The organism is Streptomyces sp. NPDC058665 (assembly GCF_042714995.1).
Classification (GTDB): domain Bacteria; phylum Actinomycetota; class Actinomycetes; order Streptomycetales; family Streptomycetaceae; genus Streptomyces.
Genome location: NZ_JBHXRX010000001.1, coordinates 7,365 through 30,585 on the forward strand (window position 1 = coordinate 7,365; position 23,221 = coordinate 30,585).

General features: G+C 70.3%; 21 protein-coding genes. 10 read left to right on the forward strand and 11 right to left on the reverse strand.

Annotated features, from left to right (window positions below):
• Positions 1 to 133: 133 nt before the first annotated feature.
• The 3 genes from ACFWV8_RS00050 to ACFWV8_RS00060 form a co-directional block, all read right to left on the reverse strand.
• Positions 134 to 1,363, reverse strand: coding sequence for a DUF5667 domain-containing protein (locus tag ACFWV8_RS00050; protein WP_384196566.1), 1,230 nt, complete (start codon positions 1,361 to 1,363; stop codon positions 134 to 136).
• A 215-nt stretch (positions 1,364 to 1,578) separates the two neighbouring features.
• Positions 1,579 to 2,379, reverse strand: coding sequence for an ECF subfamily RNA polymerase sigma factor, BldN family (locus ACFWV8_RS00055; RefSeq protein ID WP_384196567.1), 801 nt, complete (start codon positions 2,377 to 2,379; stop codon positions 1,579 to 1,581).
• A gap of 278 nt (positions 2,380 to 2,657) precedes the next feature.
• On the reverse strand, positions 2,658 to 3,605 hold the full coding sequence (locus tag ACFWV8_RS00060; protein WP_329383520.1) for an HAD-IB family hydrolase: 948 nt from the start codon (positions 3,603 to 3,605) through the stop codon (positions 2,658 to 2,660).
• Positions 3,606 to 3,733: 128 nt separating this feature from the next.
• Between ACFWV8_RS00060 and ACFWV8_RS00065 the strand changes: the two genes are divergently transcribed.
• The 6 genes from ACFWV8_RS00065 to hemB all read left to right on the forward strand — a co-directional run bounded on the left by ACFWV8_RS00065 (position 3,734) and on the right by hemB (position 10,174).
• Positions 3,734 to 4,009 (forward strand): glutaredoxin family protein, encoded by a 276-nt coding sequence (locus ACFWV8_RS00065; protein WP_384196569.1) that lies wholly within the window; start codon positions 3,734 to 3,736, stop codon positions 4,007 to 4,009.
• 321 nt (positions 4,010 to 4,330) lie between these two features.
• Complete coding sequence (locus tag ACFWV8_RS00070; protein WP_384196570.1) at positions 4,331 to 5,095, forward strand: redox-sensing transcriptional repressor Rex; 765 nt, start codon at positions 4,331 to 4,333, stop codon at positions 5,093 to 5,095.
• Positions 5,092 to 6,462 (forward strand): glutamyl-tRNA reductase, encoded by a 1,371-nt coding sequence (locus tag ACFWV8_RS00075; RefSeq protein ID WP_384196571.1) that lies wholly within the window; start codon positions 5,092 to 5,094, stop codon positions 6,460 to 6,462. Before ACFWV8_RS00070 ends, ACFWV8_RS00075 begins: the two co-directional genes overlap by 4 nt.
• Positions 6,459 to 7,427, forward strand: a complete 969-nt coding sequence (gene hemC / locus ACFWV8_RS00080; RefSeq protein ID WP_384196572.1) for a hydroxymethylbilane synthase — start codon at positions 6,459 to 6,461, stop codon at positions 7,425 to 7,427. Before ACFWV8_RS00075 ends, hemC begins: the two co-directional genes overlap by 4 nt.
• Positions 7,424 to 9,082: a bifunctional uroporphyrinogen-III C-methyltransferase/uroporphyrinogen-III synthase gene (locus tag ACFWV8_RS00085; protein WP_329383506.1), complete on the forward strand. Its 1,659-nt coding sequence runs from the start codon at positions 7,424 to 7,426 to the stop codon at positions 9,080 to 9,082. The genes hemC and ACFWV8_RS00085 overlap by 4 nt, the downstream gene beginning before the upstream one ends.
• Before the next feature lie 102 nt (positions 9,083 to 9,184).
• Positions 9,185 to 10,174, forward strand: a complete 990-nt coding sequence (hemB, locus tag ACFWV8_RS00090) for a porphobilinogen synthase (protein ID WP_384196573.1) — start codon at positions 9,185 to 9,187, stop codon at positions 10,172 to 10,174.
• A 29-nt stretch (positions 10,175 to 10,203) separates the two neighbouring features.
• On the opposite strand, the gene ACFWV8_RS00095 is transcribed toward hemB, so the two are convergent.
• A complete protein-coding gene (locus ACFWV8_RS00095) occupies positions 10,204 to 10,914 on the reverse strand; it encodes a DUF4232 domain-containing protein (RefSeq protein WP_384196575.1) in 711 nt (236 codons plus the stop codon).
• A gap of 27 nt (positions 10,915 to 10,941) precedes the next feature.
• On the reverse strand, positions 10,942 to 11,073 hold the full coding sequence (locus ACFWV8_RS00100) for a hypothetical protein (protein ID WP_384196577.1): 132 nt from the start codon (positions 11,071 to 11,073) through the stop codon (positions 10,942 to 10,944).
• Positions 11,074 to 11,228: 155 nt separating this feature from the next.
• Between ACFWV8_RS00100 and ACFWV8_RS00105 the strand changes: the two genes are divergently transcribed.
• Positions 11,229 to 12,572 carry a helix-turn-helix domain-containing protein gene (locus tag ACFWV8_RS00105; protein WP_384196579.1) on the forward strand — a complete coding sequence of 448 codons (1,344 nt, stop codon included), beginning with the start codon at positions 11,229 to 11,231 and terminating at the stop codon, positions 12,570 to 12,572.
• Between the two features lie 8 nt (positions 12,573 to 12,580).
• On the opposite strand, the gene ACFWV8_RS00110 is transcribed toward ACFWV8_RS00105, so the two are convergent.
• From ACFWV8_RS00110 to ACFWV8_RS00120, 3 genes are all read right to left on the reverse strand, one after another.
• Positions 12,581 to 12,832 carry a hypothetical protein gene (locus tag ACFWV8_RS00110; protein ID WP_384196581.1) on the reverse strand — a complete coding sequence of 84 codons (252 nt, stop codon included), beginning with the start codon at positions 12,830 to 12,832 and terminating at the stop codon, positions 12,581 to 12,583.
• 141 nt (positions 12,833 to 12,973) lie between these two features.
• The gene (locus ACFWV8_RS00115; protein ID WP_384196583.1) at positions 12,974 to 13,765 is read right to left on the reverse strand and encodes a DUF4253 domain-containing protein; all 792 of its coding nucleotides are present in this window, start codon (positions 13,763 to 13,765) and stop codon (positions 12,974 to 12,976) included.
• Between the two features lie 51 nt (positions 13,766 to 13,816).
• A complete protein-coding gene (locus ACFWV8_RS00120; protein ID WP_384196585.1) occupies positions 13,817 to 14,713 on the reverse strand; it encodes an NAD(P)-dependent oxidoreductase in 897 nt (298 codons plus the stop codon).
• 222 nt (positions 14,714 to 14,935) lie between these two features.
• Between ACFWV8_RS00120 and ACFWV8_RS00125 the strand changes: the two genes are divergently transcribed.
• Both ACFWV8_RS00125 and ACFWV8_RS00130 read left to right on the forward strand, forming a co-directional pair.
• Positions 14,936 to 15,874 (forward strand): STM4015 family protein, encoded by a 939-nt coding sequence (locus tag ACFWV8_RS00125; protein ID WP_384196891.1) that lies wholly within the window; start codon positions 14,936 to 14,938, stop codon positions 15,872 to 15,874.
• Between the two features lie 37 nt (positions 15,875 to 15,911).
• On the forward strand, positions 15,912 to 17,108 hold the full coding sequence (locus ACFWV8_RS00130; RefSeq protein ID WP_384196587.1) for a hypothetical protein: 1,197 nt from the start codon (positions 15,912 to 15,914) through the stop codon (positions 17,106 to 17,108).
• 30 nt (positions 17,109 to 17,138) lie between these two features.
• Here the strand turns inward: ACFWV8_RS00130 and argS are convergent, their stop codons facing one another.
• Complete coding sequence (gene argS / locus ACFWV8_RS00135; protein ID WP_384196893.1) at positions 17,139 to 18,908, reverse strand: arginine--tRNA ligase; 1,770 nt, start codon at positions 18,906 to 18,908, stop codon at positions 17,139 to 17,141.
• Positions 18,909 to 19,066: 158 nt separating this feature from the next.
• On the opposite strand from argS, the gene lysS reads away from it, so the two are divergent.
• Entirely contained in the window at positions 19,067 to 20,818 is a 1,752-nt protein-coding gene (gene lysS, locus ACFWV8_RS00140; RefSeq protein ID WP_384196588.1) for a lysine--tRNA ligase, read from the forward strand.
• 54 nt (positions 20,819 to 20,872) lie between these two features.
• Here lysS and ACFWV8_RS00145 read toward each other — a convergent pair whose 3' ends face one another.
• Together ACFWV8_RS00145 and ACFWV8_RS00150 are read right to left on the reverse strand one after the other, a co-directional pair.
• Complete coding sequence (locus ACFWV8_RS00145; protein ID WP_384196590.1) at positions 20,873 to 22,249, reverse strand: DUF2637 domain-containing protein; 1,377 nt, start codon at positions 22,247 to 22,249, stop codon at positions 20,873 to 20,875.
• A gap of 237 nt (positions 22,250 to 22,486) precedes the next feature.
• A complete protein-coding gene (locus tag ACFWV8_RS00150; RefSeq protein WP_384196591.1) occupies positions 22,487 to 23,221 on the reverse strand; it encodes a DUF3558 domain-containing protein in 735 nt (244 codons plus the stop codon).

Consider the following 23,221-nt stretch of genomic DNA (forward strand, 5'->3'; position numbering starts at 1 on the left):
TCCTATAAAACACACCCTACAAAAACCCTTTTGTCCGCGGCGGGTTCTGTTTTTTTGTCCCCGCGTTTCGCCTCTTTTTCTTGGGGGGGGGGCCGCCCCCCCCCCCCCTCCTCTTCCGGCTGCCGCGCCTTCGTCAGTCCACGTCCTCGGTGTCGATGCCCAGACCCGGCAGCAGGTCGGGCAGCAGCGGCGGGATCGTGATGTCCGGGGCCGGGGGGATGCCGCCCTGGCCGGGCGCCGACGGAAGGCCGTCGCCCGGTGGCGGGTTGAGCAGATCGCCGGGGGCGGTGGGCAGCAGCCCGTCGTTCTCCGTGGCTCCGGGACCGGACGGGCTCGGCTTCCCGCCGTTGTCCGTACGGCCCGTGTCGGGGGCCGACTTCGACGGTGACGGGCCGATGTCCGGGCCGCCGCCCGAGCCGTTGGACTCGTTGGTGGTGGCGCCGCCCGGATTCTGTGGGCGCCGGTCCTGGTCCGGGGAGCGGGGCAGCAGCGACTGAAGCGGGGCGACGTCCTCGTCTATGGCGTCGAACACCGAGTTGACCTGGCTGCCCACGTCGCTCAGCTGCGGTGGCAGCTGGTCCCGCACGCCGTCCCAGATGGCGCGGTGCGACGCGGAGAACGAGGAGAGCGTCGCGATCGACTTGATCTTGCCGTCCTTCTCGTACGCCTGGTTCAGCAGCCGGTGGCCTTCGGTGGCGTCGTGACTCATGCCGTTGAGCGTCCGGCGGATCTCGCCGAGCGATTCATGGTCGAGCGCGCCGGAGCGGCCACGTTCGAGCAGGCGGCGGGCTTCGCTCAGCCGGGTCGACGCGTGGTCGAGATAGAGACCGCCGCGGTCGGCGTCCTCGTCGGCCAGGCCCAGCTTGAAGTCCTCCATGCCGCGCTTCAGCCCGTACAGCGAATCACCGGGCAGGGCATCGGAACTGGCGGCGGCCACTCCGCCGAAGGCGCCGGCGGCGACACCGACGGTGAGACCTCCGGCCGCGAGCCCTTTGGACCAGCGGGACTTCGGCCGGAGCCTCCGGAGTCCCCGGAGCGGGGACGCCCGGTGGGCTCCTCTCCCGGATGTCCGCCGCTGCTCGGGCACCGCGGGGCCGGTGTCCGCCCGTCCGTCCGCGGTGCCCTCCTGAAGCATGGCCTCCATGGCTGCCACGAGCTGTGCCCGTTGCACCACCTTGACCTCGGGGTCCAGCGTGGGTCTCGGTAGTTCTCCGAGACCGGTCGCCAGGGCCAACAGCCGCCCCTGCTCAGTCGGTTCGGCCGAAGCGGCGGGCTGCTCCGCCGCCTCGCCCTGGGGCGCCCGGTCTTCCAGGGCCTGGGCGAAGGCGTTCGCCCGCCGGTGTGCCGAGACATTCGCGATCACTGGCGGCACCTCCTCTCGTCATGACGATCGACTCCCCTGAGGGTTCGGAAGGTTGCACGCCTTGAGCGCATCCACAGGGAGCCTGCATCCCGCACAACGAGCGTCGCGGCACTTGGGTTACGCGCGAAAGATGATCGGACCAGTGCGTCATCGAGGCGTCACCGACCGTGAGTTGAACGGTGAGTTGAACGGTGCGCCGGACCCGTCGGTACGTATCAGCGGGCGTCCTCCGGGAGCAGCCGCGCCAGTGTGCGAACGGCCCGGTACTGCAAGGTTTTGATCGCTCCTTCGTTCTTCCCCATGACCCGGGCGGTCTCGGCGACCGAGAGCCCTTGCAGGAAGCGCAGGGTCACGCACTCCTGCTGCTGGGGGTTGAGTTTCCGTACGGCTTCGAGCAGCGCGGCGTTGGAGAGGGACTCAAGGACGGAGTCCTCCGGGCTGCGCTCGACCTCGTTGGCGTCGAGCATTTCGCCTGTGGTCACTTCCAGTCGGAAGCGGCTCGATTTGAAGTGGTCCGCGACCAGGTTCCGAGCGATCGTGACCAGCCAGGCGCCGAAGTCGCGGCCCTGCCAGGTGAATGTGGAGATACGGCGCAGGGCGCGCAGGAAGGTCTCACTGGTGAGGTCCTCCGCGGTTGCCTTGCCGCCCACGCGGTAATAGATGTAGCGGTAGACGGTGTCGCTGTACTGGTCGTACAGCCTGCCGAACGCTTCGGCCTCGCCGGCCTGGGCGCGCTCGACGAGCTCCATCATGCGGGCGCTGTCGCTGTCGGCCGTGGGGCGGCGGACAGGGGTGGAGGAGGCGGTGGTGGCGCTGTGCCGGCTTCCCCGTCTGCCGACCGCCGCACCACCGTTCGCCAGGGCATAGCAAGGACCAATCGGGCCGCTCACGGCAGGGGCCGCGGCGGCGAGGGCGGGGACGGCGTACGCGGTGGGGACGAAGCCGCGCAAGTGGTCGAGGACCGATGCGCGCAGCGTAGCCAGGCCCGAGGCGTCAACCCCGACGTGTGGGTACACGGGACTCCCAGAGGCAGAGCTTCCATCACGTTCAGTGCGGGACCATTCACTCGTCGTGGCGACGTGTGGGGTCCGGTATGCGTCTGAGGAGAATAACGCTTCGTACAGGCAGCACTACACCCAGTTGCTCAAATCATCGATTACGTCGCTTCTGTTACGCCTATACGGCGAATCAAGTAGCACATCGTGAGCAGTTATTGATCGCTTGGTGTCACGATCTGTCAGCTGAGGTGATCTGTTGTGCCTGAGTCAGGCAGCGGCGGCGGGTCGGCGCCGGGTCAGCGGCGGCGGCGGTGCAGTGCCACCGCAGCGGCCGTGCCGCCTGCCAGCGCCCCGACCCCGGCTGCCGCCGGGATGCCGACCTTGGCCGCCTTGCGGCCCGTCCGGTAGTCGCGCAACCGCCATTCGCGGTCCTTGGCGTGCTTGCGGAGCTTGCTGTCCGGGTTGATCGCGTACGGATGTCCGACGAGCGAGAGCATCGGGATGTCGTTGTGCGAGTCGCTGTACGCCGCGCAGCGGTCCAGGTCGAAGTCCTCGGCCGCGGCCAGTGCCCGTACCGCCTCGGCCTTCGCCGGGCCGTGCAGCGGCTCGCCGACGAGCTTGCCGGTGTAGACGCCGTCGATCGACTCGGCGACGGTGCCGAGCGCGCCGGTCAGGCCGAGGCGCCGGGCGATGATCGTGGCCGTCTCGACGGGCGCGGCGGTCACCAGCCAGACCTGCTGCCCGGCGTCGAGGTGTGCCTGGGCGAGCGTGCGGGTGCCGGGCCAGATGCGGTCGGCCATGTACTCGTCGTAGATCTCCTCGCCGATGGACATCAGCTCGGAGACCCGGTGGCCCTTGACGATGGACAGCGCGCTGTCGCGGGCGTCCTGCATGTGCTGCGGGTCCTCGACGCCGGCGAGCCGGAACCAGGTCTGCTGCCAGGCGAATCTGGCCAGTTCGCGGCGCTGGAAGAACTTCCGCTTGTAGAGCCCGCGGCCGAAGTGGAAGATCGCGGCGCCCTGCATGACGGTGTTGTCCAGGTCGAAGAAGGCAGCGGCGCGCGCGTCACCGAAGACGGGGAAGTCCGGCACGGCCGGGTCGGCGGCGGTGCCTGTCGGTGCCGCGCCGACGCCGTCGATCTCCTGTGACGACTTGAGTCCTGCCTCTGCTGCGGCCTCACCCGCGAGCACGCTCCGTGCTGTCGCGGAGCGCTTACGGGGGGTGAGCCATCCCAGTGCGGCCATAGCGTGAGCATAGTCAGTCTGTTCGGTACTTCCGGACGCGCCGGGGTGCCGTCGGTGTGAACTCTCCGAGAAGGCGGAGGGCCGGGCCCTGTCCGGGGGGTCTTCGCGGGGCGCGGAGAATGGACGGCATGAGCCCTCTCCTGCGTCGTACGAAGAAGAATCCGGCCGAGCGTGTGGTGACGCTCGTCTCCAAACCCGGCTGTCATCTCTGTGACGACGCGCGCGCCGTCGTGGCCGCGGTGTGCGCCGAGACCGGGGCATCTTGGGAGGAGAAGGACATCACGGTCGACGAAGAGCTGCGTCGCGCTTACTGGGAGCAAATCCCGGTCGTGCTCGTGGACGGCGAGCAGCACACTTTCTGGCGCGTGGACGCCGATCGTCTCCGCAAGGAACTGGGGGCCTGACAGAAAGACGGTTACGATCGTGGGCGCTTTGCCGAGCCTTTTCCGAAGAGCCGGGACGACCGGCTCGGCGGGCGCGGAGAGGGTGGTCTCGGGGGTGTGGTCATGAGGAGTTGTACTGCTTTGCCCCCATCATGGGTTGAACGGACCGGTACGGTCGAGGGTTCCAAGATCCCTCGAACGGGTCGCGTGACGCCGGTCACTTTGCGCGGACAAAGCGGACACAATCTTTGTGCACGCGTTCACAAAGGCATAACCTGCACAGGACGGGGCGGTCCTGGGACATACGGCCGCCTGCAGCCCCGCTCATCCCGCAGGAGCACCGTGGCAACTGGCCGAACTCACCGACCGGCGACCCGTAGCCGAGGAATCCCCGAGGCCACGGTCGCCCGCCTTCCGCTGTATCTGCGGGCACTCACCGCACTCTCCGAGCGCTCCGTACCCACGGTGTCGTCCGAGGAACTCGCCGTGGCCGCCGGGGTCAACTCCGCGAAGCTGCGCAAGGACTTCTCGTATCTCGGCTCCTACGGAACGCGCGGTGTCGGGTACGACGTGGAGTACCTCGTCTACCAGATCTCCCGTGAACTCGGCCTCACACAGGACTGGCCGGTCGTCATCGTCGGCATCGGCAACCTCGGCGCCGCGCTCGCCAATTACGGCGGATTCGCCTCCCGCGGCTTCCGGGTCGCCGCGCTGATCGACGCCGACCCCGAGATGGCCGGCAAGCCGGTCGCCGGGATCCCGGTCCAGCACACGGACGAGCTGGAGCGGATCATCAGCGACAACGGCGTCTCCATCGGGGTCATCGCGACCCCGGCGGGCGGTGCCCAGCAGGTCTGCGAGCGCCTCGTCGCCGCCGGCGTCACCTCGATCCTCAACTTCGCGCCGACCGTGCTGACCGTGCCGGACGGCGTGGACGTACGGAAGGTCGACCTCTCGATCGAGCTCCAGATCCTCGCCTTCCACGAGCAGCGCAAGGCCGGTGAGGAAGCCGCCGCGGCCGAGGCCGGCACCCCGCCGCCGGTCCGCTCCACCACCGCGAGCCGGAAGGGACCCGACGGGGAAGTCCCCGCCGTGATGCCGGCATGAGTCTTCTGGTCATCGGTCTGAGCCACCGCAGCGCGCCCGTGAGCGTGCTGGACCGGGCGTCGCTGTCACCGGACAGCAGGATCAAGCTCCTTCAGGACGTACTCGCCTCCGAACCGGCGACCGAGGCCGTCGTCCTCGCCACGTGCAACCGGGTCGAGCTGTACGCGGACGTGGACAAGTTCCACGCGGGCGTCGCCGAGCTCTCCACGCTCCTCGCCCGGCACAGCGGTGTCGGCCTGGACGAGCTGACCCCTTATCTCTACGTGCACTACGAGGACCGCGCCGTCCACCATCTCCTCACGGTGGCCTGCGGACTGGACTCGATGGTCGTCGGCGAGGGGCAGATCCTCGGGCAGATCAAGGACGCGCTCGCCGGCGGCCAGGAGTCGCACACCGCGGGACGTCTCCTCAACGACCTCTTCCAGCAGGCGCTGCGCGTCGGCAAGCGCGCCCACAGCGAGACCGGGATCGACCGCGCCGGGCAGTCGCTCGTCACCTTCGGTCTCGAACAGCTCGCCGCCGGCGCGGACGTACGGGCCTGGGCCCGGGGCCGGCGGGCGCTGGTGATCGGCGCCGGATCGATGTCCTCGCTCGCCGCCGCGACACTCGCCCGCGCCGGGGTCGCCGAGATCGTCGTCGCCAACCGCACCGCGGACCGCGCGGACCGGCTGGTGACGATCCTGGGCGAGCCCGGCGGTACGGGGGTCAGGGCCCGCGCGGTCGACATGGGCACCGTCGACGCCGAGTTGACACGTGCCGACGTCGTCGTCTCCTGTACCGGCGCCACCGGGCTGGTGCTGACGGCCGACGCCGTCGAGTCCGCCCTCGCCGGCGGCCGGGACCTCGCGCTCCTCGACCTCGCCATGCCCCGCGACATCGACGCGGCCGTCCACCGGCTGCGCGGTGCCCGGCTGATCGACATCGAGTCCCTCGCCGAGGCGTCGGCCGACGCCCCGATGGCCGCCGACGTCGACCAGGTCAAGCGGATCGTCAACGACGAGGTCGCGGCCTTCGGCGCCGCCCAGCGCGCCGCGCACATCACCCCGACCGTGGTCGCCCTGCGCGCCATGGCCGCCTCCGTCGTCGCCGGCGAGATCACTCGTCTCGAAGGCCGGCTCCCCGGCCTCGACGAGCGGCAGCGCGCGGAGATCACCCAGACCGTACGCCGCGTCGTGGACAAGCTGCTGCACGCTCCGACCGTGCGGGTGAAGCAGCTCGCCGGTGAGCCCGGCGGCGCCGGTTACGCCGACGCGCTGCGTGAACTTTTCGACCTCGACCCGCAGACGGTCGCCGCCGTCAGCCGGGCGGACCGCAACGAGGTCGGCGACCGGAACGCGGTCGACGTCAAGAACCGAGGGCGGGTATGACCGGGAAGACACTGAGACTCGGCACCAGGCGCAGCAGACTGGCCATGGCCCAGTCCGGGCAAGTGGCCGACGCCGTACGGGAGTTGACCGGACGGGCCGTCGAGCTCGTCGAGATCACCACGTACGGCGACACCTCCCGTGAGCAGCTGTCCCAGATCGGCGGCACCGGCGTCTTCGTCACCGCGCTGCGCGACGCGCTGCTGCGCGGCGAGGTCGACTTCGCCGTCCACTCGCTCAAGGACCTGCCCACCGCGCAGCCCGACGCCCTCGTGCTGGCCGCCGTACCGCGCCGTGAGGACCCCAGGGACGTGCTCATCGCACGCGACGGGCTGACCTTCGACCGGCTGCCGCACGGCGCCAGGATCGGTACGGGCTCCGCGCGGCGCACCGCGCAGCTCAACGCGTACGCCCGGGACCACGGCCGGCTCATAGAGACCGTGCCGATACGCGGGAACATCGACACCCGGATCGGCTACGTCCACGACGGTGAGCTCGACGCGGTCGTGCTGGCCGCGGCCGGTCTCAACCGCCTCGGCAGGACGGCCGAGGTGACCGACTTCCTGTCGGTCGACTCCGTTCTGCCGGCCCCCGGCCAGGGGGCACTCGCCGTCGAATGCGTGGCTTCCGACCTGGAACTCACCGCCGCACTCGCCGGCCTCGACGACCCGCACACGCGGATCGCCGTCACCGCGGAACGTTCCCTGCTCGCCGCCCTGGAGGCCGGCTGCAGCGCACCTGTGGGTGCGCTGGCCGACCTGCTGGGCGACGGACAGGACGCGCGATTTGTCAACGAACTGCGCCTGCGGGGTGTCGTCGGCACGACCGACGGCTCGACGCTCGTGCAGTTGTCCATCACCGGTCCCGTACCCACGTCGCACGGCGACGCCGTCGCGCTCGGTCGCGAACTCGCGTCCGAGATGCTCGCCAAGGGTGCGGCCGGTCTTATGGGGGAGCGAGCACTTTGAGCCCCATCGCCGACCATCATCCGGCCGTCTCCGCATCAGGGCACGTCACCTTCCTGGGTGCCGGACCCGGGGATCCGGGTCTGCTGACACTCCGCGCCGTCGAGGCGCTCGCGGGGGCGGAGGTACTGATCGCCGAGCCTGATGTGCTCGAACTCGTACGCGGCCATGCGCGTGCGGGAGTGAGCACGCCTGAGCTGACGATTGTTGACGATGCGTCAACAGCCGCCGGTATCCCCGCGATCAGAGATGCCGTCAATCTTGTCATGGAGGCCGCGCGGGGTGGCAAGCGGGTCGTCCGTGCGGTGACCGGGGATCCCGGTCTCGACGGCGACACCGGCGCCGAGATGCTGGCGTGCGCCGCCGCGGGCATTCCCTTCGAGGTCGTGCCCGGTATCGCCGCCGCCGTCGGTGTGCCCGCCTACGCTGGTGTGCCGCTGCGGGACGCGCAGGGCACCGACGTCAGGTTCGTCGACAGCCGTACGGCCGGTGAGCGCTGCTGGACCGAACTCGGCGCGAGCGACGGCACGGTGGTGGTCTCGGCGACGCTCGACACGGTCGCCGCGACCGCGGGCGAGTTCGTCGCCGCCGGCCGCAAGCCGGACACGCCGATGACGGTCACCGTCGCCGGTACGACGACGCGCCAGCGCACCTGGTCCGCGACGCTCGGCACGATCGCGCTCACGCTGAAGCAGGCGAAGGTCCTGCCGTCGGCGGCCGGGCACCAGCCGGTCATAGCCGTGGTCGGGGAGCGCAGCGCGCCCGCGCAGCGCGACCAGCTCGCGTGGTTCGAGTCGAAGCAGCTGTTCGGCTGGAAGGTGCTCGTCCCGCGTACGAAGGAGCAGGCCGCGTCGCTCTCCGACCAGCTTCGGTCGTACGGGGCCGTACCGCACGAGGTCCCGACCATCGCGGTCGAACCGCCGCGTACGCCCCAGCAGATGGAGCGCGCGGTCAAGGGGCTCGTCACCGGGCGCTACGAGTGGATCGCCTTCACCTCCGTCAACGCGGTGAAGGCCGTCAGGGAGAAGTTCGAGGAGTACGGGCTGGACGCCCGTGCCTTCGCGGGGATCAAGGTCGCCGCCGTCGGGGAGCAGACAGGCGCCGCGCTGGTCGACTTCGGCGTCAAGCCGGACCTGGTGCCGAGTGGCGAGCAGTCCGCGGCCGGGCTGCTGGAGGACTGGCCGCCGTACGACCCGGTCTTCGACCCGATCGACCGGGTGTTCCTGCCGCGCGCCGACATCGCCACGGAGACGCTGGTGGCCGGGCTGATCGAGCTGGGCTGGGAGGTCGATGACGTCACGGCCTACCGGACCGTGCGCGCGTCGCCGCCGCCCGCCGAGACTCGGGAGGCCATCAAGGGCGGGGGTTTCGACGCGGTGATGTTCACCTCGTCGTCCACCGTGCGGAATCTGGTCGGCATCGCGGGCAAGCCGCACAACGTGACCGTCATCGCGTGCATCGGTCCGGCGACCGCCAAGACGGCGGAGGAGCACGGTCTGCGGGTGGACGTGCTGGCGCCGGAGCCCTCGGTGCACAAGCTGGCTGAGGCGCTGGCGGCGTTCGGCGCGGCGCGCCGGGAGGCGGCCCGGGAAGCAGGAGAAACGGTCACCCGGCCCAGCGAACGGCGACCGGGATCGAGACGGCGGCGTACGACCTGAGCGTCCCGGGGCGGGGGTACCCGTCCCGGGACGCCGGCCTTGCGGCGTAGCGTGGAAGGGCACCGAACAACCGCCCTTTCCGGACTCATGAGGCGACTCACCATGACTGTGTACGGTTCCTTCCCCGGCACCCGGCCCCGTCGGCTGCGGACCACCCCCGCGATGCGGCGCATGGTCGCCGAGACGCGGCTGCACCCGGCAGACCTGGTCCTGCCCGCGTTCGTGCGGGAGGGGGTCGGCGAGCCCGTCGCCATCTCGGCCATGCCCGGGGTCGTCCAGAACAGCCTGGACACGCTGCGGAAGGCGGCCGTGGACGCCGTGTCCGCGGGTGTCTCGGGGATCATGCTGTTCGGGGTGCCGGAGGACGCGAAGAAGGACGCGCTCGGCACGGCCGGGACCGACCCGGAGGGAATCCTCCAGGTGGCGATCCGGGCGGTGCGCGAGGAGGTCGGCGACGACCTGGTGATCATGTCCGACCTCTGTCTGGACGAGTACACCGATCACGGCCACTGCGGGGTGCTCGACGCCGCCGGGCGCGTCGACAACGACGCGACGCTGGAGCGGTACGCGGAGATGGCCCAGGTGCAGGCCGACGCGGGTGCGCATGTGGTGGGGACCAGCGGGATGATGGACGGCCAGGTCGGCGTCGCCCGGGACGCGCTGGACACCATCGGCAAGGAGGACGTGGCCGTCCTGGCGTACGCGGTGAAGTATTCGTCCGCGTTCTACGGCCCGTTCCGGGAGGCGGTCGGCTCGTCGCTGACGGGCGACCGCAAGACGTATCAGCAGGACCCGGCCAACTCCCGCGAGTCCCTGCGGGAGTTGGCGCTCGACCTCGAAGAGGGCGCGGACATGGTGATGGTGAAGCCGGCCGGGCCGTATCTGGACGTGCTCGCGAAGGTCGCCGCCGAGGTGGCCGTGCCCGTCGCCGCGTACCAGATCAGTGGTGAGTACGCGATGATCGAGGCGGCGGCCGAGAAGGGCTGGATCGACCGGGACAAGGCGATCCTGGAGAGCCTGACCGGGATCAAGCGGGCCGGCGCCGGGACGATCCTCACCTACTGGGCGACGGAGGTCGCGCGGGCGCTGTGACGCCGCCCGCGCGTGACCGGCCGCCCCGGCTACCAGGTGAGGGCGTCGGCCATGGTCGACTGCCAGTAGGAGACCGACGTGTCCGCGGTGGTCGCCGTTCCCTTCGGGAGGGTGATCGGACCGGCTGAGGAGCCCTCCGAGCCCTCGTTGGCGCGGCCCGAGAAGTGGACGCTGAGCTTGTACGCCGCGGTGGTCGGGGCGCCGTCGACGCCGCCCAGCGCGATCGAGGCGTAGGCCGACTGGCCGGGCGACAGGGTGACCACGGCCTGCGGCTTGCTGTCCTCGTTGATCTGGGTGACGGCCTGGGCCTCGTCGAAGCCGAGGAGGGGCGCGTAGTAGGCGTGGCAGTCGCCGCTGCCGGTGTTGGTGGCGGTCACCAGCAGGTGGTTGAGGGGCCGGCTGACCTTGGTGACGGTGACGTTGGTGTTGTCGCCGGTGCAGGTGGAGGTCTTGGTCTTGGAGCTGCCCTTGCCGGCGCTCTTGTCGCTGCCGCTCCCGCTGCTGCCGTTGGCGTCGCTGGCGTTGTCGTTTCCGTTGCCCTTGTCCGTGTTCTGGTCGGCGGGCGGCTGCTCACTCTCCTTGGCGTCCGGCGCGTCCGTGGCCGTGCCGGCGGCGGCCGTGGAGTCCGGCTTCGGGGTGGAGTTGACCACGTCGTCCGGCCCGCAGGCGGTGAGGGCGAGTGCGGCCACGAGCGCGGTGGTGGCGGTGGTGGCGGCCGAGCGGAATCGAAGGTTACGCATGAGTCTCTGTCTCCCGTTGTGGTGCGTTCAGTAGCGGTTGATGAGCACGAGCAGCACGGCTGTGCAGGTGATGAGTACGCAGACGGCCACGGCATCGACGAGGCTGTCGCGGAGGCGGGTTCGGATCGCTCCTCCTCGTTCGGCGGGTGCTGCACCCACCTTGCGGGGCGGTCGGAAGCGGCCGCAATCGGCAAGGGACAATGAGGGAAGCTGGAACGCTGAGACGGCTTTGACCTGCGGGGACGATGTTTCCCTGGGACGCGTTCCTGGAACGGCCGCGCACTGTGGCACACGTACGTGGAGGGGAACCGCGAGTGGCGACGACCGAATCCAGAGCTTTCGCCGAACTGCTCACCGAGCTGAAGAACCGCTCGGGACAGAGCTACGGCGCGCTCGCCGCGAAGCTCCATGTCAGTACGTCCACGCTGCACCGCTACTGCAACGGCGACGCCGTGCCCGCCGACTTCGCGGTGGCGGAGCGGTTCGGGCGGCTGTGCGGGGCGAAGGGCGAGGAGTTCGTGGAGCTGCACCGGCGGTGGATTCTCGCGGACGAGGCGCGGCGGCGGTCGCGGTCCGCGCCGCCGGCCAACGCGTCGGCGGGGGCGGGGGAGGCGGCGGTGGAGACGGCGGAGGCGGCGGAGGTGGCCGAGCCTTCGGAGTCTTCCGGGTCTTCTGAGCGGAGTGAACCGGCTGAAACGGCTGAAGCCCCGGCTCCCGACGCCGGCCCGCCCGCCGGCGCCACGCCTCCCTCGCGCCGCAGGAAGCGTCTGTACGTCACTCTCGCCGCCGCTGCGGTCGTCGTGGCCGTCGCCGTACCCGCCCTCGTCTTCGGTCCTCTCAACGATCCGTCGAGCGACCGTTCCCCCGTCGCGTCCGGGACCGAGGCCGGCGGTGCGCCGGAGACGGCCCCGCCGTCCGCCTCGCCGTCGGGATCACCGTCCCCCGACAAGTCGCCCTCGCGCAGCGCGAGTCCGTCGGACAAGGCGACCCCGCGGGAGAAGGAGAACGGGGGCGGCGACGCCGGGAAGGGGTCGGCCGCCGGGGTGCCGGTGACGGTGACCACCAAGCCGTACGCCTTCGAGAGCCCGTGCAGTCAGCGCTATCTGATCGACCGTCCCCCGGAGCAGGTCCCCCCGCCCCCCGCCGAGCCGGACGCCCCCGGCTGGGTGGGCGCGCTCGGCGCGGTCGCGAGCGGCAGCCAGTTCATCGAACTGGCCGTACAGGGCACCGGGAGCGAGACCGTCGTACTCAAGTCGCTCGACGTGCGCGTGGTGGAGACCGGGGAGCCGCTCGCCTGGAACGACTTCGGTATGGGGGTCGGCTGCGGCGGCGGTGTCTCGACCAAGTCCTTCGCCGTGAACCTGGACGAGGGCCGCCCCGCCTCCGTACCGAAGTCGGGCCAGCGCGACTTCCCCTACAAGGTGAGCGAGTCCGACCCGGAGGTCTTCTACATCACCGCGAACGCCTCTGCCCGCGACGTCAGTTGGTACCTGGAACTCCAGTGGTCCAGCGGCGGCCGGCAGGGGACGCTCCGGGTGGACGACGCGGGGAAGCCGTTCCGTACGAGCGGCGGGCAGGGGCGGCCGTCGTACGACTACCCGCTCGGCGGGTCGAAGTGGGAGACAGCGGCGGTGAACGACTCGGGCCAGATCCCCTGAGGCGCGGCCTACGCGGTGTCCGGCGCTTCGGGTGTCTCCGCCGAATCAGGCGCCTCCGCTCCCTCTGTCATGCGCGTCTCGCCGAACACCGTCGCGTGTTCCAGCACGTCCTCGGCCGGGTCGTCGATCTGACCGACCGAGAGCAGTGTGAAGCCGTTGTGGGAATGGGTGTTGGTCTCGTCCGCGGCGGCGTCGGAGGTGGGGAGTACCGCGGCCAGCACCGCCGCGCTCAGCACAGTAAGAGCTCTTTTGTTCGTCATGTCCATTTCGTTCCTCTGTTCGTTGTGTAACCCCTTGATCGATGTATCTGTCCAGTCGCCCAAAGGCCACGGCGTGACCTGGGTGATTCACGTATTTGGCCTAGGGGGTGCCCCTCTGGGCCTTGTCCGGTGGGACGGGACCTAGTCCCACCAGAAAGTCCAGGCCGGCTGGCCCAGGACCTGGTGCGTGGCGTACGCCGGAAGCGTGGTGTGGCGGCCCTGGTTGACGTTGTCCGGGCAGAACGCGAAGTGCTCCGCCGCGACCGCCTCCGCCTCTTCCTGGGTCGTCGGCGGTGCGGCCACCGAGACCACCAGCTGGTCGAACGTGAGCGCCACCACCCGTATCCCGAACCGGTCCTCCCACGACCGCAGCACCGCCGACAGCCGCGCCACGTCGCCCTCGTGGTTCAGCGGCCCCGTCCAGCCGATGGCCGCCGGTATGTCCGCGCTGCGGCGGGCCGGGACCAGGGCGACGCGCGCGCCGTGCATCCAACTGCCCTCGTCCGTAAGGAGGGAGGCGATCTCGGCGGCCTCCTTGTCCGGGTCACCGGACGACAACGGGTCGGGAGCCGGCGCGAGGCCCGGCCACTCGTCCTCCTCCGTCACGTCCGCCCAGGAGCCCGCGAGGACGTCCTCCGCGTCGTGGTCGCCCGGATACGACACCGAATCCGGGCTCAGCTCCCACTCCTCGGGCCACTGCTCGCGGTGACCCCCGTGCACGAGCAGCGGGTGCAGCCCGGCCGTTCTGCGGGCGGGCAGCAGATCGGCCCAGGCGGTCGGGGACGCCGGCTCGTCCGCGTACCACAGAAGCGGTTCGTGCCAGGTCCCGTCGATGGTCGCGTCGACCAGCTTGCCGGGCGGCAGTTGGAGCCCGGCCGAGCGCCCGGAGGGGTCGGCGGCCAGAGCGGGCAGGGGATTGGGGAGCGTCGCCATGCAGGAGACACTAAGGGCCGCCACTGACAACGGAGTTCGGCTTGTGGAACTTCAGGCGGGGAACGGCTGACCCGGCCGCGTACGCAGCAGGTCGGCGAGGCGCGACAGCCCGTCGGCCGCGTACCCCTCGGCGATCGCGCGGTCCAGCAGGTCCTGGACGGGGGCGAAGAGCTCGCCGCTCACCCCCTGCGCGGCGAACGTGCTCAGCAGGTTCGGGAACGCCTCCTGATTGACCGCCAGACTCGACACGTCCGTCAGATGCCGCCCCGAGTCGATCGCCGCCGCCCACGCGGGCGCGGCGCCGAGCATCGCGCCCACCCACGGCACCAGCAGTTCCGAGAACTCGGTGGCCGCGATGGCCTCCGTACGGACGAGGGCGTACGCCTGCATCACCCCCGTGATCATCCCGTACATGCCGGTGAGCAGCGCCAGGTCGTACAGCGCGGCCAGACCGGGGTCGGCGCCGACGTACGTCGTGCCGCCGAGCGCCGCGAACGTCCCCTGGTGCGCGTCGAAGACCTCGCGCGGACCGCTGTAGAGGACGTACGCGTGCGGTCCCGCGATCATCTGCGGAACGGCCATGATCCCGCCGTCGAGATACTCGGCGCCCTCCTCGGCCGCCCAGGCGGCGAGTGAACGCGCCTGCTCGGGGGTGCCGTTGGTGAGGATGGCGAGGGTCTTGGCGGCCAGCTGCCCGGAGAGCGGTTCGAGGACGGCGCGGACCGTGTCGTACGTGGAGAGGCAGACGACCACCAGCGGACTCGCGGCGACCGCCTCGGCGGCCGTGTCCACCGGAAGGGCGCCCTGGGCGGCCAGCGGCCCGGTCTTGGCGGCCGATCTGTTCCAGACGGTGACCGGGTGCCCGGCGCCGAGGAAGGCGACGGCCAGGGCGGTGCCCATCATGCCGAGGCCGATGACGGAGACGGCGGGCTTGGGGCTCGGGGACATACGGGTGCTCCTCGGGAGGTGCCGACGGGGTCGCTCCCGATCTTCGGCCGGAGGACTTCTGCCCACAAGTACCGACTATTTGGTGCGATACGCACCGCGAGGTAAGCAAGCGCCTGCGAGAGGAGCGCCGGAGACGGAAGGATGGCGTCCTCGAACCGGTGATCGGTGATCGCTGATCGGTGACCGGGCATACGGAGTCTCAGGAGACTGATCTTGTCCTACGTGCACCATGTGGAGCGTTTCCACGGCCTGCCCGCGTACAACTTCCCGCCGTACGCCGACCCCGCCGACCTGCCATCCGCCGACGAGGTCGCCTGGCGCCTGGACCGGGAGCCGTACGAGAACGAAGAGAGCGGGGAGGACTGCTGGAAGCGGTTCACCGAGTCCGTGGATCTGGCGAAGGTCCGGGCGATCATCTTCGGACAGCCCTGGTACGACGGGGACGGAGGGATGGGGGACGACGATCTGATCGATCTGGCCCCCCGGCTGACCGGGCTCGAAGCGCTCTTCCTCGGCGATCTGGAGGACGAGCAGGCGATGATCTCCTCGATCTACCTCGGTGATCTCGCACCGCTCCTGGCGGCGTTCCCGGGGCTCACGGAGCTGGCCGTGCGCGGCGGGGAAGGCCTGGACTTCCCCGTCTCGGGCCACGAGAACCTGCGCGTCCTGCGTGTCGAGTCCGGCGGGCTGCCCCCGAACGCGGTGGAGCAGATAGCCGCCGCCCAACTGCCGTCGCTGGAACGCCTGGAGCTGTGGCTCGGTGACGAGAACTACGGCGGCGGCGTCACGGTCGAGCAGCTCGCCCCGCTGCTCGCGGGCGAGGGCAAGCCCGCCCTGCGCCATCTCGGCCTCCAGAACAGCTTCATCCAGGACGAGTTGGCCGCCGCACTCGCCTCCGCGCCCGTCGTGCCCCAACTCACCTCGCTGAGCCTGTCGTTGGGCACGCTCTCCGACGACGGGGTGGAGGCGCTGCTCCAGGGGCAGCCTCTGACCCATCTGCGGGAGCTAGACCTCTCCCACCACTTCATCAGCGACGAGATGATGCTGCGGATCTGGACGGCGCTGGAGCCGGCGGGGGTGCGGGTGGATCTGACCGCGAAGCACGAACGCGAGGTGGACGACTGGGACGAGGACGGCCGGTACATCGCGGCGTCCGAATGAGCACCCGCGTCATCCACCTCCATCGAAAGGCCACACCATGCCCCGCGAATCCCAGCCCCGTGCCCCCGAGTCCCAGGACCCGGACGACCATCTGATCGCCAGTCGCAGTCTGAACGGCAGGTACCCCTGGCGGGATCCCGCGAAGCAGGTGCCGTACGGGATCGTGCTGATCATCGCGGCCAGGCTGAAGTGGAGCCCCGCCGACGTGCTCGTACGGCTGGGCGCACTGGGATACGCCGACGTGCAGCGCTCCAAAGGGCAGTTGCCCGACGCGGTCGAGCCCGACGACGACGCGCTGATCATGAGCGTGGAGTCGACGTACGGCCTCACTCCGGTCGATGTCGACAAGACCGTGCCCCTGCGGCAGATCATCGAGTCGGCGGCCCGCGCCGCGCGGTCCCCGGCCGATGTCGCGCGGCGCATGGGCGCCTACGGCTTCCAGGTCGGGACCGGGGTCCGGCCGCTGCCCGAGAGCGCCGACCCGCGTGATGCCGCGCTGATCCGCACCAGCCGCCGGGGTGGCTGGCTCGACTGGGGCGACGAGGTGTCCGCGCAGCATGTGCTCGGCGTGGCTCAGGAATTGGCGTGCAGCCCGCGCGTCGCCGCCGAGAGGCTGACCGAACTCGGCCTGCGGCTGCCGTACACGCCCGAACCCGCGGACGAGCGGATCCTCAGGATCCGGGACACCGCGTCCCACCGCTGGATCGGCCCCTGGACGGCCGCGCCCGTCGGGCACGTCCTTGCCGTGGCCCGGGACACGGGCCGCTCGCGCGAGGACATCCTCGCCCGGCTGGGCGAACTGGGCTGCCAGCCGCCGGACGGGAACGTCCCCGACAGCCCGGAGGCCGACGACCTCGTCCTCCTCAGCGAGAATCTCGACGGCCGGGCGCCCTGGCTGATGAAGAACGACGTCGTCGGGCTCCAGGCGCGCCACATCCTGCGCGCGGCCCTGGTCACGGGCCGTACCCCCGCCCAGGTCGCCGAGAGACTGGCCGCGCTGGGGCACTGGCTGCACGAGAACGCCGGCCTGCCCGAGACCGTGGACGAGGCGGACATCGCGCTCCTGGACACGGTCACCCGCTCATACCTGGACGACGTCCACCTGGAGAGCGTGCTGCGCAGCGCGAGCCTCACGGGGCGCAGCCCGGCGGACGTCGCGGCGCGGCTCATCGTGCTCGGCTACCGGCTGCCGGACGAGGTCGAGTACCCGGAGATACGCGGCGTCCTGCGGTGAGTGGCGCGGTGAGCGGCCCGCCGGCCGGCCCTACAGCCGCTCGGGCGTACGGATGCCGAGGAGCGCCATCCCCTGGTGCAGCGTGCGGGCCGTGAGGTCGCACAGGAACAGGCGGTTCTCGGCGACCTCCTGCGGCGGCGCCGGCTTAACGACGGGGCACTCGGTGTAGAACGTCGTGAACAGCGAAGCCAGTTGGTACAGATACGCCGTCAGCTTGTGCGGCTCGTACGCCGAAGCCGCCTCCGCCACGACCTCGCCGAACTGGTCCAGGTGCAGCCCCAGCGCCCGCTCCGCCGGGGCCAGTTCGAGCTCGGGACGGGCCACCGGCGTACGGTCGCCGGCCTTGCCGAAGATCGACCGCGTCCGGGCGTACGCGTACTGGATGTAGACGCTCGTGTCGCCGTGCAGCGACACCATCTGGTCCAGGTCGAACTTGTAGTCCCGCGACGCGGAGGTCGACAGGTCCGCGTACTTCACCGCGCCGATGCCCACCTCGGTGGCGCGCTCGACGATCTCGTCCTCCGTGAGACCAAGGCCCTCGCCCTTCTCCCGGACGACCGCGGACGCGCGCTCCACCGCCTCGTCCAGCAGATCCACCAGCCGCACCGTCTCGCCCTCACGGGTCTTGAACGGCTTGCCGTCCTTACCGAGGACGGTGCCGAAAGCGAGCTGGACGGCGTGAACCTGGTCGTTCAGCCAGCCGGCCCGGCGGGCGGTCTCGAAGACCATCTTGAAGTGCAGCGACTGGCGGGCGTCCACCACGTACAGCAGGGTGTTCGCCTTCAGATTCCCCACCCGGTCGCGGATCGCGGAGAGGTCGGTCGCCGCGTACCCGTAACCGCCGTTGGTCTTCTTGACGATCAGCGGCGTCGGATTGCCGTCGGGGCCCTTCACGTCGTCGAAGAAGACACAGAGCGCCCCGTCGGAGCGGACGGCGACGCCCGTCTCCTCAAGGATGCGGCAGGTCTCTTCGAGCATGTCGTTGTAGCCGGACTCGCCGACGACGTCCTCGTCCCGGATCTCCATGTCGAGCTTGTCGAAGACCGAGCGGAAGTAGATCTTCGACTCGTCGACGAACCGCTGCCACCGGTCCAGGGTCGCGGCGTCACCGGCCTGGAGTGCGACGACCCGGTCCCGGGCGCGGCCCTTGAACTCCTCGTCGGAGTCGAAGAGCGTGCGGGCGGCCTTGTAGAGACGGCCGAGGTTGGACATCGCCTCCTCGCCGGAGGTCTCCTGCCCACCGCTGTGGTCCAACTCGTGCGGGTGCTCGGTCAGATACTGGATGAGCATGCCGAACTGCGTGCCCCAGTCGCCGATGTGATGGCGCCGGATCACGTTCTCGCCGGTGAACTCCAGGATTTCGACCATCGCGGCGCCGATCACGGCGGAGCGCAGGTGGCCGACGTGCATCTCCTTGGCGACGTTGGGCTGCGCGTAGTCGATGACCGTCGTGCCGGGTTCGGTGGCGTACGGGACGCCGAGCCGGTCGTCCGCGACCCGGGCGGCCAGCGTCTCGATGATCGCCCGGTCGGTGACGGTGATGTTGAGGAAGCCGGGGCCGGAGACCTCGACCTCCTTGATGACGTCTCCTTGGGAGAGCGCGTCCACGACCTTGCCCGCCAGCTCGCGCGGGTTGCCCTTCAGCTTCTTGGCGAGGGCCAGCATCCCGTTGGCCTGGAAGTCCGCCCGGTCGCTACGTCGCAGCAGGGGGTCCGCGGTGCCGGCCTCCGGCAGGGCTGCCGAGAGGGCGTCCGCGATGCGCTGATCGACGGTCGATGCGAGGGAAGTGACCGGGGCCATGGGCTGGGAGCCGTTCCTGTAGAGGGTCTGTACGTCGTCCCATTCTCCCATGGGGCGACAAGTCGTTTTCGCATTGTCGTAGGGGCCTGGGACAATGGTCGTCGCCGGTATCGCAGGTGTATCGGGCGTATTCCGCAGGGCGTAGCAGAAAGAAGGACGTGCCGACCGTGGCTCAGAGCACCGAGACCGACTGGGTCTCCCGTTTCGCGGACGATGTCATCGCCGAGTCGGAGCGACGTGCGCCTGGCAAACCGGTCGTCGTCGCGTCAGGCATCTCCCCCTCGGGCCCCATCCACCTGGGCAATCTGCGCGAGGTCATGACACCGCATCTCGTCGCCGACGAGATCCGCAGGCGGGGGTACGAGGTCAGGCACCTCATCTCGTGGGACGACTACGACCGGTACCGCAAGGTGCCGGCCGGGGTCCCCGGGGTGGACACGTCCTGGGCCGAGCACATCGGCAAGCCGCTGACGTCCGTGCCCGCGCCGGCCGGGTCCGCGTACCCGAACTGGGCCGAGCACTTCAAGGCGCAGCTGATCGAGTCGCTGGTGGAGCTGGGCGTCGAGTACGACGGGATCAGCCAGACCGAGAAGTATCTGGCGGGGACCTACCGCGAGCAGATCCTGCACGCGATGCGGCACCGGGGCGAGATCGACGCGATCCTCGGGCGCTACCGCACGAAGGACAAGGCGGCGGGCCCGCAGAAGAAGGCTCCCCAGCAGCAGAAGAAGGTCGACGAGGCCGAGCTGGAGGCCGCCGAGGGGTCGGGCGCCGCCGACGAGGACGACGGCGCCGGGGCGGCCGGGTACTTCCCCTACAAGCCGTACTGCACCAACGAGGGCTGCGGCAAGGACCTGACCATCGTCACGGCGTACGACGACGAGACGACGGAGCTGGACTACTTCTGCCAGGACTGCGGCTTCAGCGAGACCGTCCTGCTCAGCGAGTTCAACCACGGCAAGCTGGTCTGGAAGGTCGACTGGCCGATGCGCTGGGCGTACGAGGGCGTGGTCTTCGAGCCGTCGGGTGTCGACCACTCGTCGCCCGGGTCGTCCTTCGTGGTCGGCGGGCAGATCGTGCGCGAGATCTTCGACGGCGTGCAGCCCATCGGGCCGATGTACGCCTTCGTCGGGATCTCCGGGATGGCGAAGATGTCGTCCTCCAAGGGAGGCGTGCCGATCCCGGCCGACGCGCTGCGGATCATGGAGGCGCCGCTGCTGCGCTGGCTGTACGCGCGGCGCAGGCCGAACCAGTCGTTCAAGATCGCCTTCGACCAGGAGATCCAGCGGCTGTACGACGAGTGGGACGCCCTGGAGCGCAAGATCGCGGACGGGTCGGTGCAGGCGGCCGACGCCGCGGCGTACTCGCGGGCCACACGTACGGCGGCCCGTGAGCTGCCGCGTACGCCGCATCCGCTGCCGTACCGCACGCTCGCGTCCGTCGTGGACATCACGGCGGGCGCCGAGGAGCAGACGCTGCGCATTCTCGGCGAGCTGGACCCGGCCGACCCGCTGACCTCGCTGGACGAGGCCAGGCCCCGGCTCGACAGGGCGGAGAACTGGATCACCAGCCAGGTGCCGGCCGAGGCCCGGACGGTCGTCCGTGGCGAGCCCGACCGGGAGCTGCTGGACTCGCTGGACGAGCAGACGCGCGAGGCGCTGCGGCTGCTGCTGGCGGACCTGGAGTCGCACTGGTCGCTGGACGGGCTCACGACGCTCGTCTACGGCGTGCCGAAGGTGCTGGCGGGGCTTGAGCCCGACGCGAAGCCCACGCCGGAGCTGAAGGCCGCGCAGCGGTCGTTCTTCGCGGTGCTCTACCGGCTGCTGGTGAGCAGGGACACCGGGCCCCGGCTGCCGACGCTGCTGCTGGCAGTGGGGGCGGACCGGGTGCGGACGCTGCTGGGGGAGTGAGACGGGACCGGCCACCGGGGGTGTCCGGTGGCCGGTTCGCGCGGTGGCTCAGGCTCAGGCGATGTGGTCTTCCTGGAGTTCTGCGGTGTGGCGGTTCGTGAAGCGGTTGACCATGCGGTCGGCTTCGCGCAGCGGCAGCGAAGTGCCGTACGTGGCCTCCACGTCGCCCCTGAACTGGCCCGAGGTCGGGTAGCTGCCGTCTATCGACTTCTTGAAGACCAGGTAGTAGTCCTCTTCGGTCGGCTCATTGCCGCCGCCCGTCCCCAGCTCGCGGGTACGCCCCGGACCGGCCGGAATCGGAAAGCTGCCGGTTTCCTCCATAGAGGGCTCCGGGGGCGGCGGCTCCTCGTAATGCTGTGGGAACGCCTGCTGTTCGAGGCCCTGCTGAGCCTCGAACCGCTGTTGTTCCTCGAACTGCTGTTGCTCGTCGAACTGTTGTTGTTCGTCGAACTGCCGCAGGGCCCGCAACTGCTGCTGTTCGTCGAACTGTTCGGCCCGCTGCTGTTCCACGTACGCCTGCTGGTACGCGGCGTCCGGGTCGTACGTCGGGTCGTAGCCGCCCTGGTACTCGACGGACCGGGGGTCGCGTGCGTGGAGCCACTGACTGGGCGGCTCGGCGTGGTCGGGCTGCTCGGGAGGTTCGACGACGTCGGGAGCGGGACGCTGGTCCGGGGCGGGTGCCACGGTGTTCTGTACGGCGGGCACGGGGGCGGGCTCGATCGCGGTGGCGGGGACCGGTGGCAGCAGGGCGGGCTCGATGCCCGCGGCGGCGAGGCCGGCCGGGGCGGTGTCGGCGAGGGGGACACCGTACTTGGCGAGCCGCAGCGGCATCATCGCCTCGATGGGTGCCTTGCGGCGCCAGTTGCGGCCGTAGCGCGCCTGGAGGCGGGCCTGGTAGATGAGCCGGTCCTGTTCGAGCTGGATGATGTCCTCGTAACTGCGGATCTCCCACAGCTTCATCCGCCGCCACAGCTTGAACGTCGGGACCGGCGCGAGCAGCCAGCGGGTGAGGCGGACGCCCTCCATGTGCTTGTCGGCGGTGATGTCCGCGATGCGGCCGACCGCGTGGCGGGCCGCCTCCACCGAGACGACGAAGAGGATGGGGATCACCGCGTGCATGCCGACGCCGAGGGGGTCGGGCCAGGCCGCGGCGCCGTTGAAGGCGATCGTGGCCGCGGTGAGCAGCCACGCGGTCTGGCGCAGCAGCGGGAACGGGATCCGCAGCCAGGTCAGCAGGAGGTCGAGCGCCAGCAGGACGCAGATACCCGCGTCGATGCCGATGGGAAAGACGAGGGAGAAGCGGCCGAAGCCCTTCTGCTCGGCGAGTTCGCGCACGGCTGCGTACGACCCCGCGAAACCGATCGCGGCGATGAGAACCGCGCCGGCGACGACGATGCCGATGAGTATTCGGTGCGTGCGAGTGAGCTGCATCGCGGCCACCCGTTGCCCCTCCCGTCCTGGATATCTGGCGGGGCACAGCCTGGCACATGTGTACGGGTGCTGTGGCGCAGGGAGCCTTGCGCGACCCGGAGTTGAGGCACGAACAGCCACGTGGTGGGCTGTTTGTCCTCAATCGAGGTGCGCGCACAGCCGTACGCGCCCGGCGATACCGGGACGCGAACCGCGACAAGGGGCCGCGACACGTGGCCGGGGGCGGACCGGAACGGGCTACTCCGTCGCCGCCGGAACCGCCGCCACCGCTTCCTTGGTCGCCTTCGTCGCGCCCTTCACCAGATCCGAGGCCACCGGGGACTTCGCGCCCGCGTACCCGGCGCCGTTGTACGTGAGCGTGATCACCACGTTCTCGGAGCGGGCCACGACCGTCGCGTAGGCGAAGGACTCGCCCGTCTTCGTCACGCTGTAAGTGACCGTTGTCGCCTCCGTGCCGACGCCGGCGGCAGGGGCCGCCTTCAGGCCCTTCGCGCCTTCGGTGGCACTGGCCTTGGCGACCTCCTTCTTGTAATAGTCCGCGGCGCGGTCCTGGCCCGAGCCGAGGCCCTCCTCGGAGTCGTACCGCATCAGGGAGATGTCCAGCCAGCGGTACTGCGAGCCCTTGACGCCGTTGTCGTCCAGCCCGTTCCACGAGCAACTGCCGCGCGTCGTGATGTCGGAGGACTTGCCCGCCGACCCCGACTTGTCCTTCGCCTTGGGCACCAGGTCCGCGATCGTCTTCGCCGCGATCGACTTGCACGGGTCGGCCGGCAGCGTCGTGAACTTCGCGGGGGCGACCTTCGGCGCATCCTTCGAGGTGGTGGCCGCGGGCTTGTCCGCGTCAGCGTCGCCGCCGTCGGAGCCGGACGAGCAGCCTGCGGCGACGATCATCACCGGGACTGCTGCGCAGGCGAGCATGCGTACGCGGGTGCGGGTGCGGGAGCGGCTGGGTCGCGGGGCTGATCGCTGCAT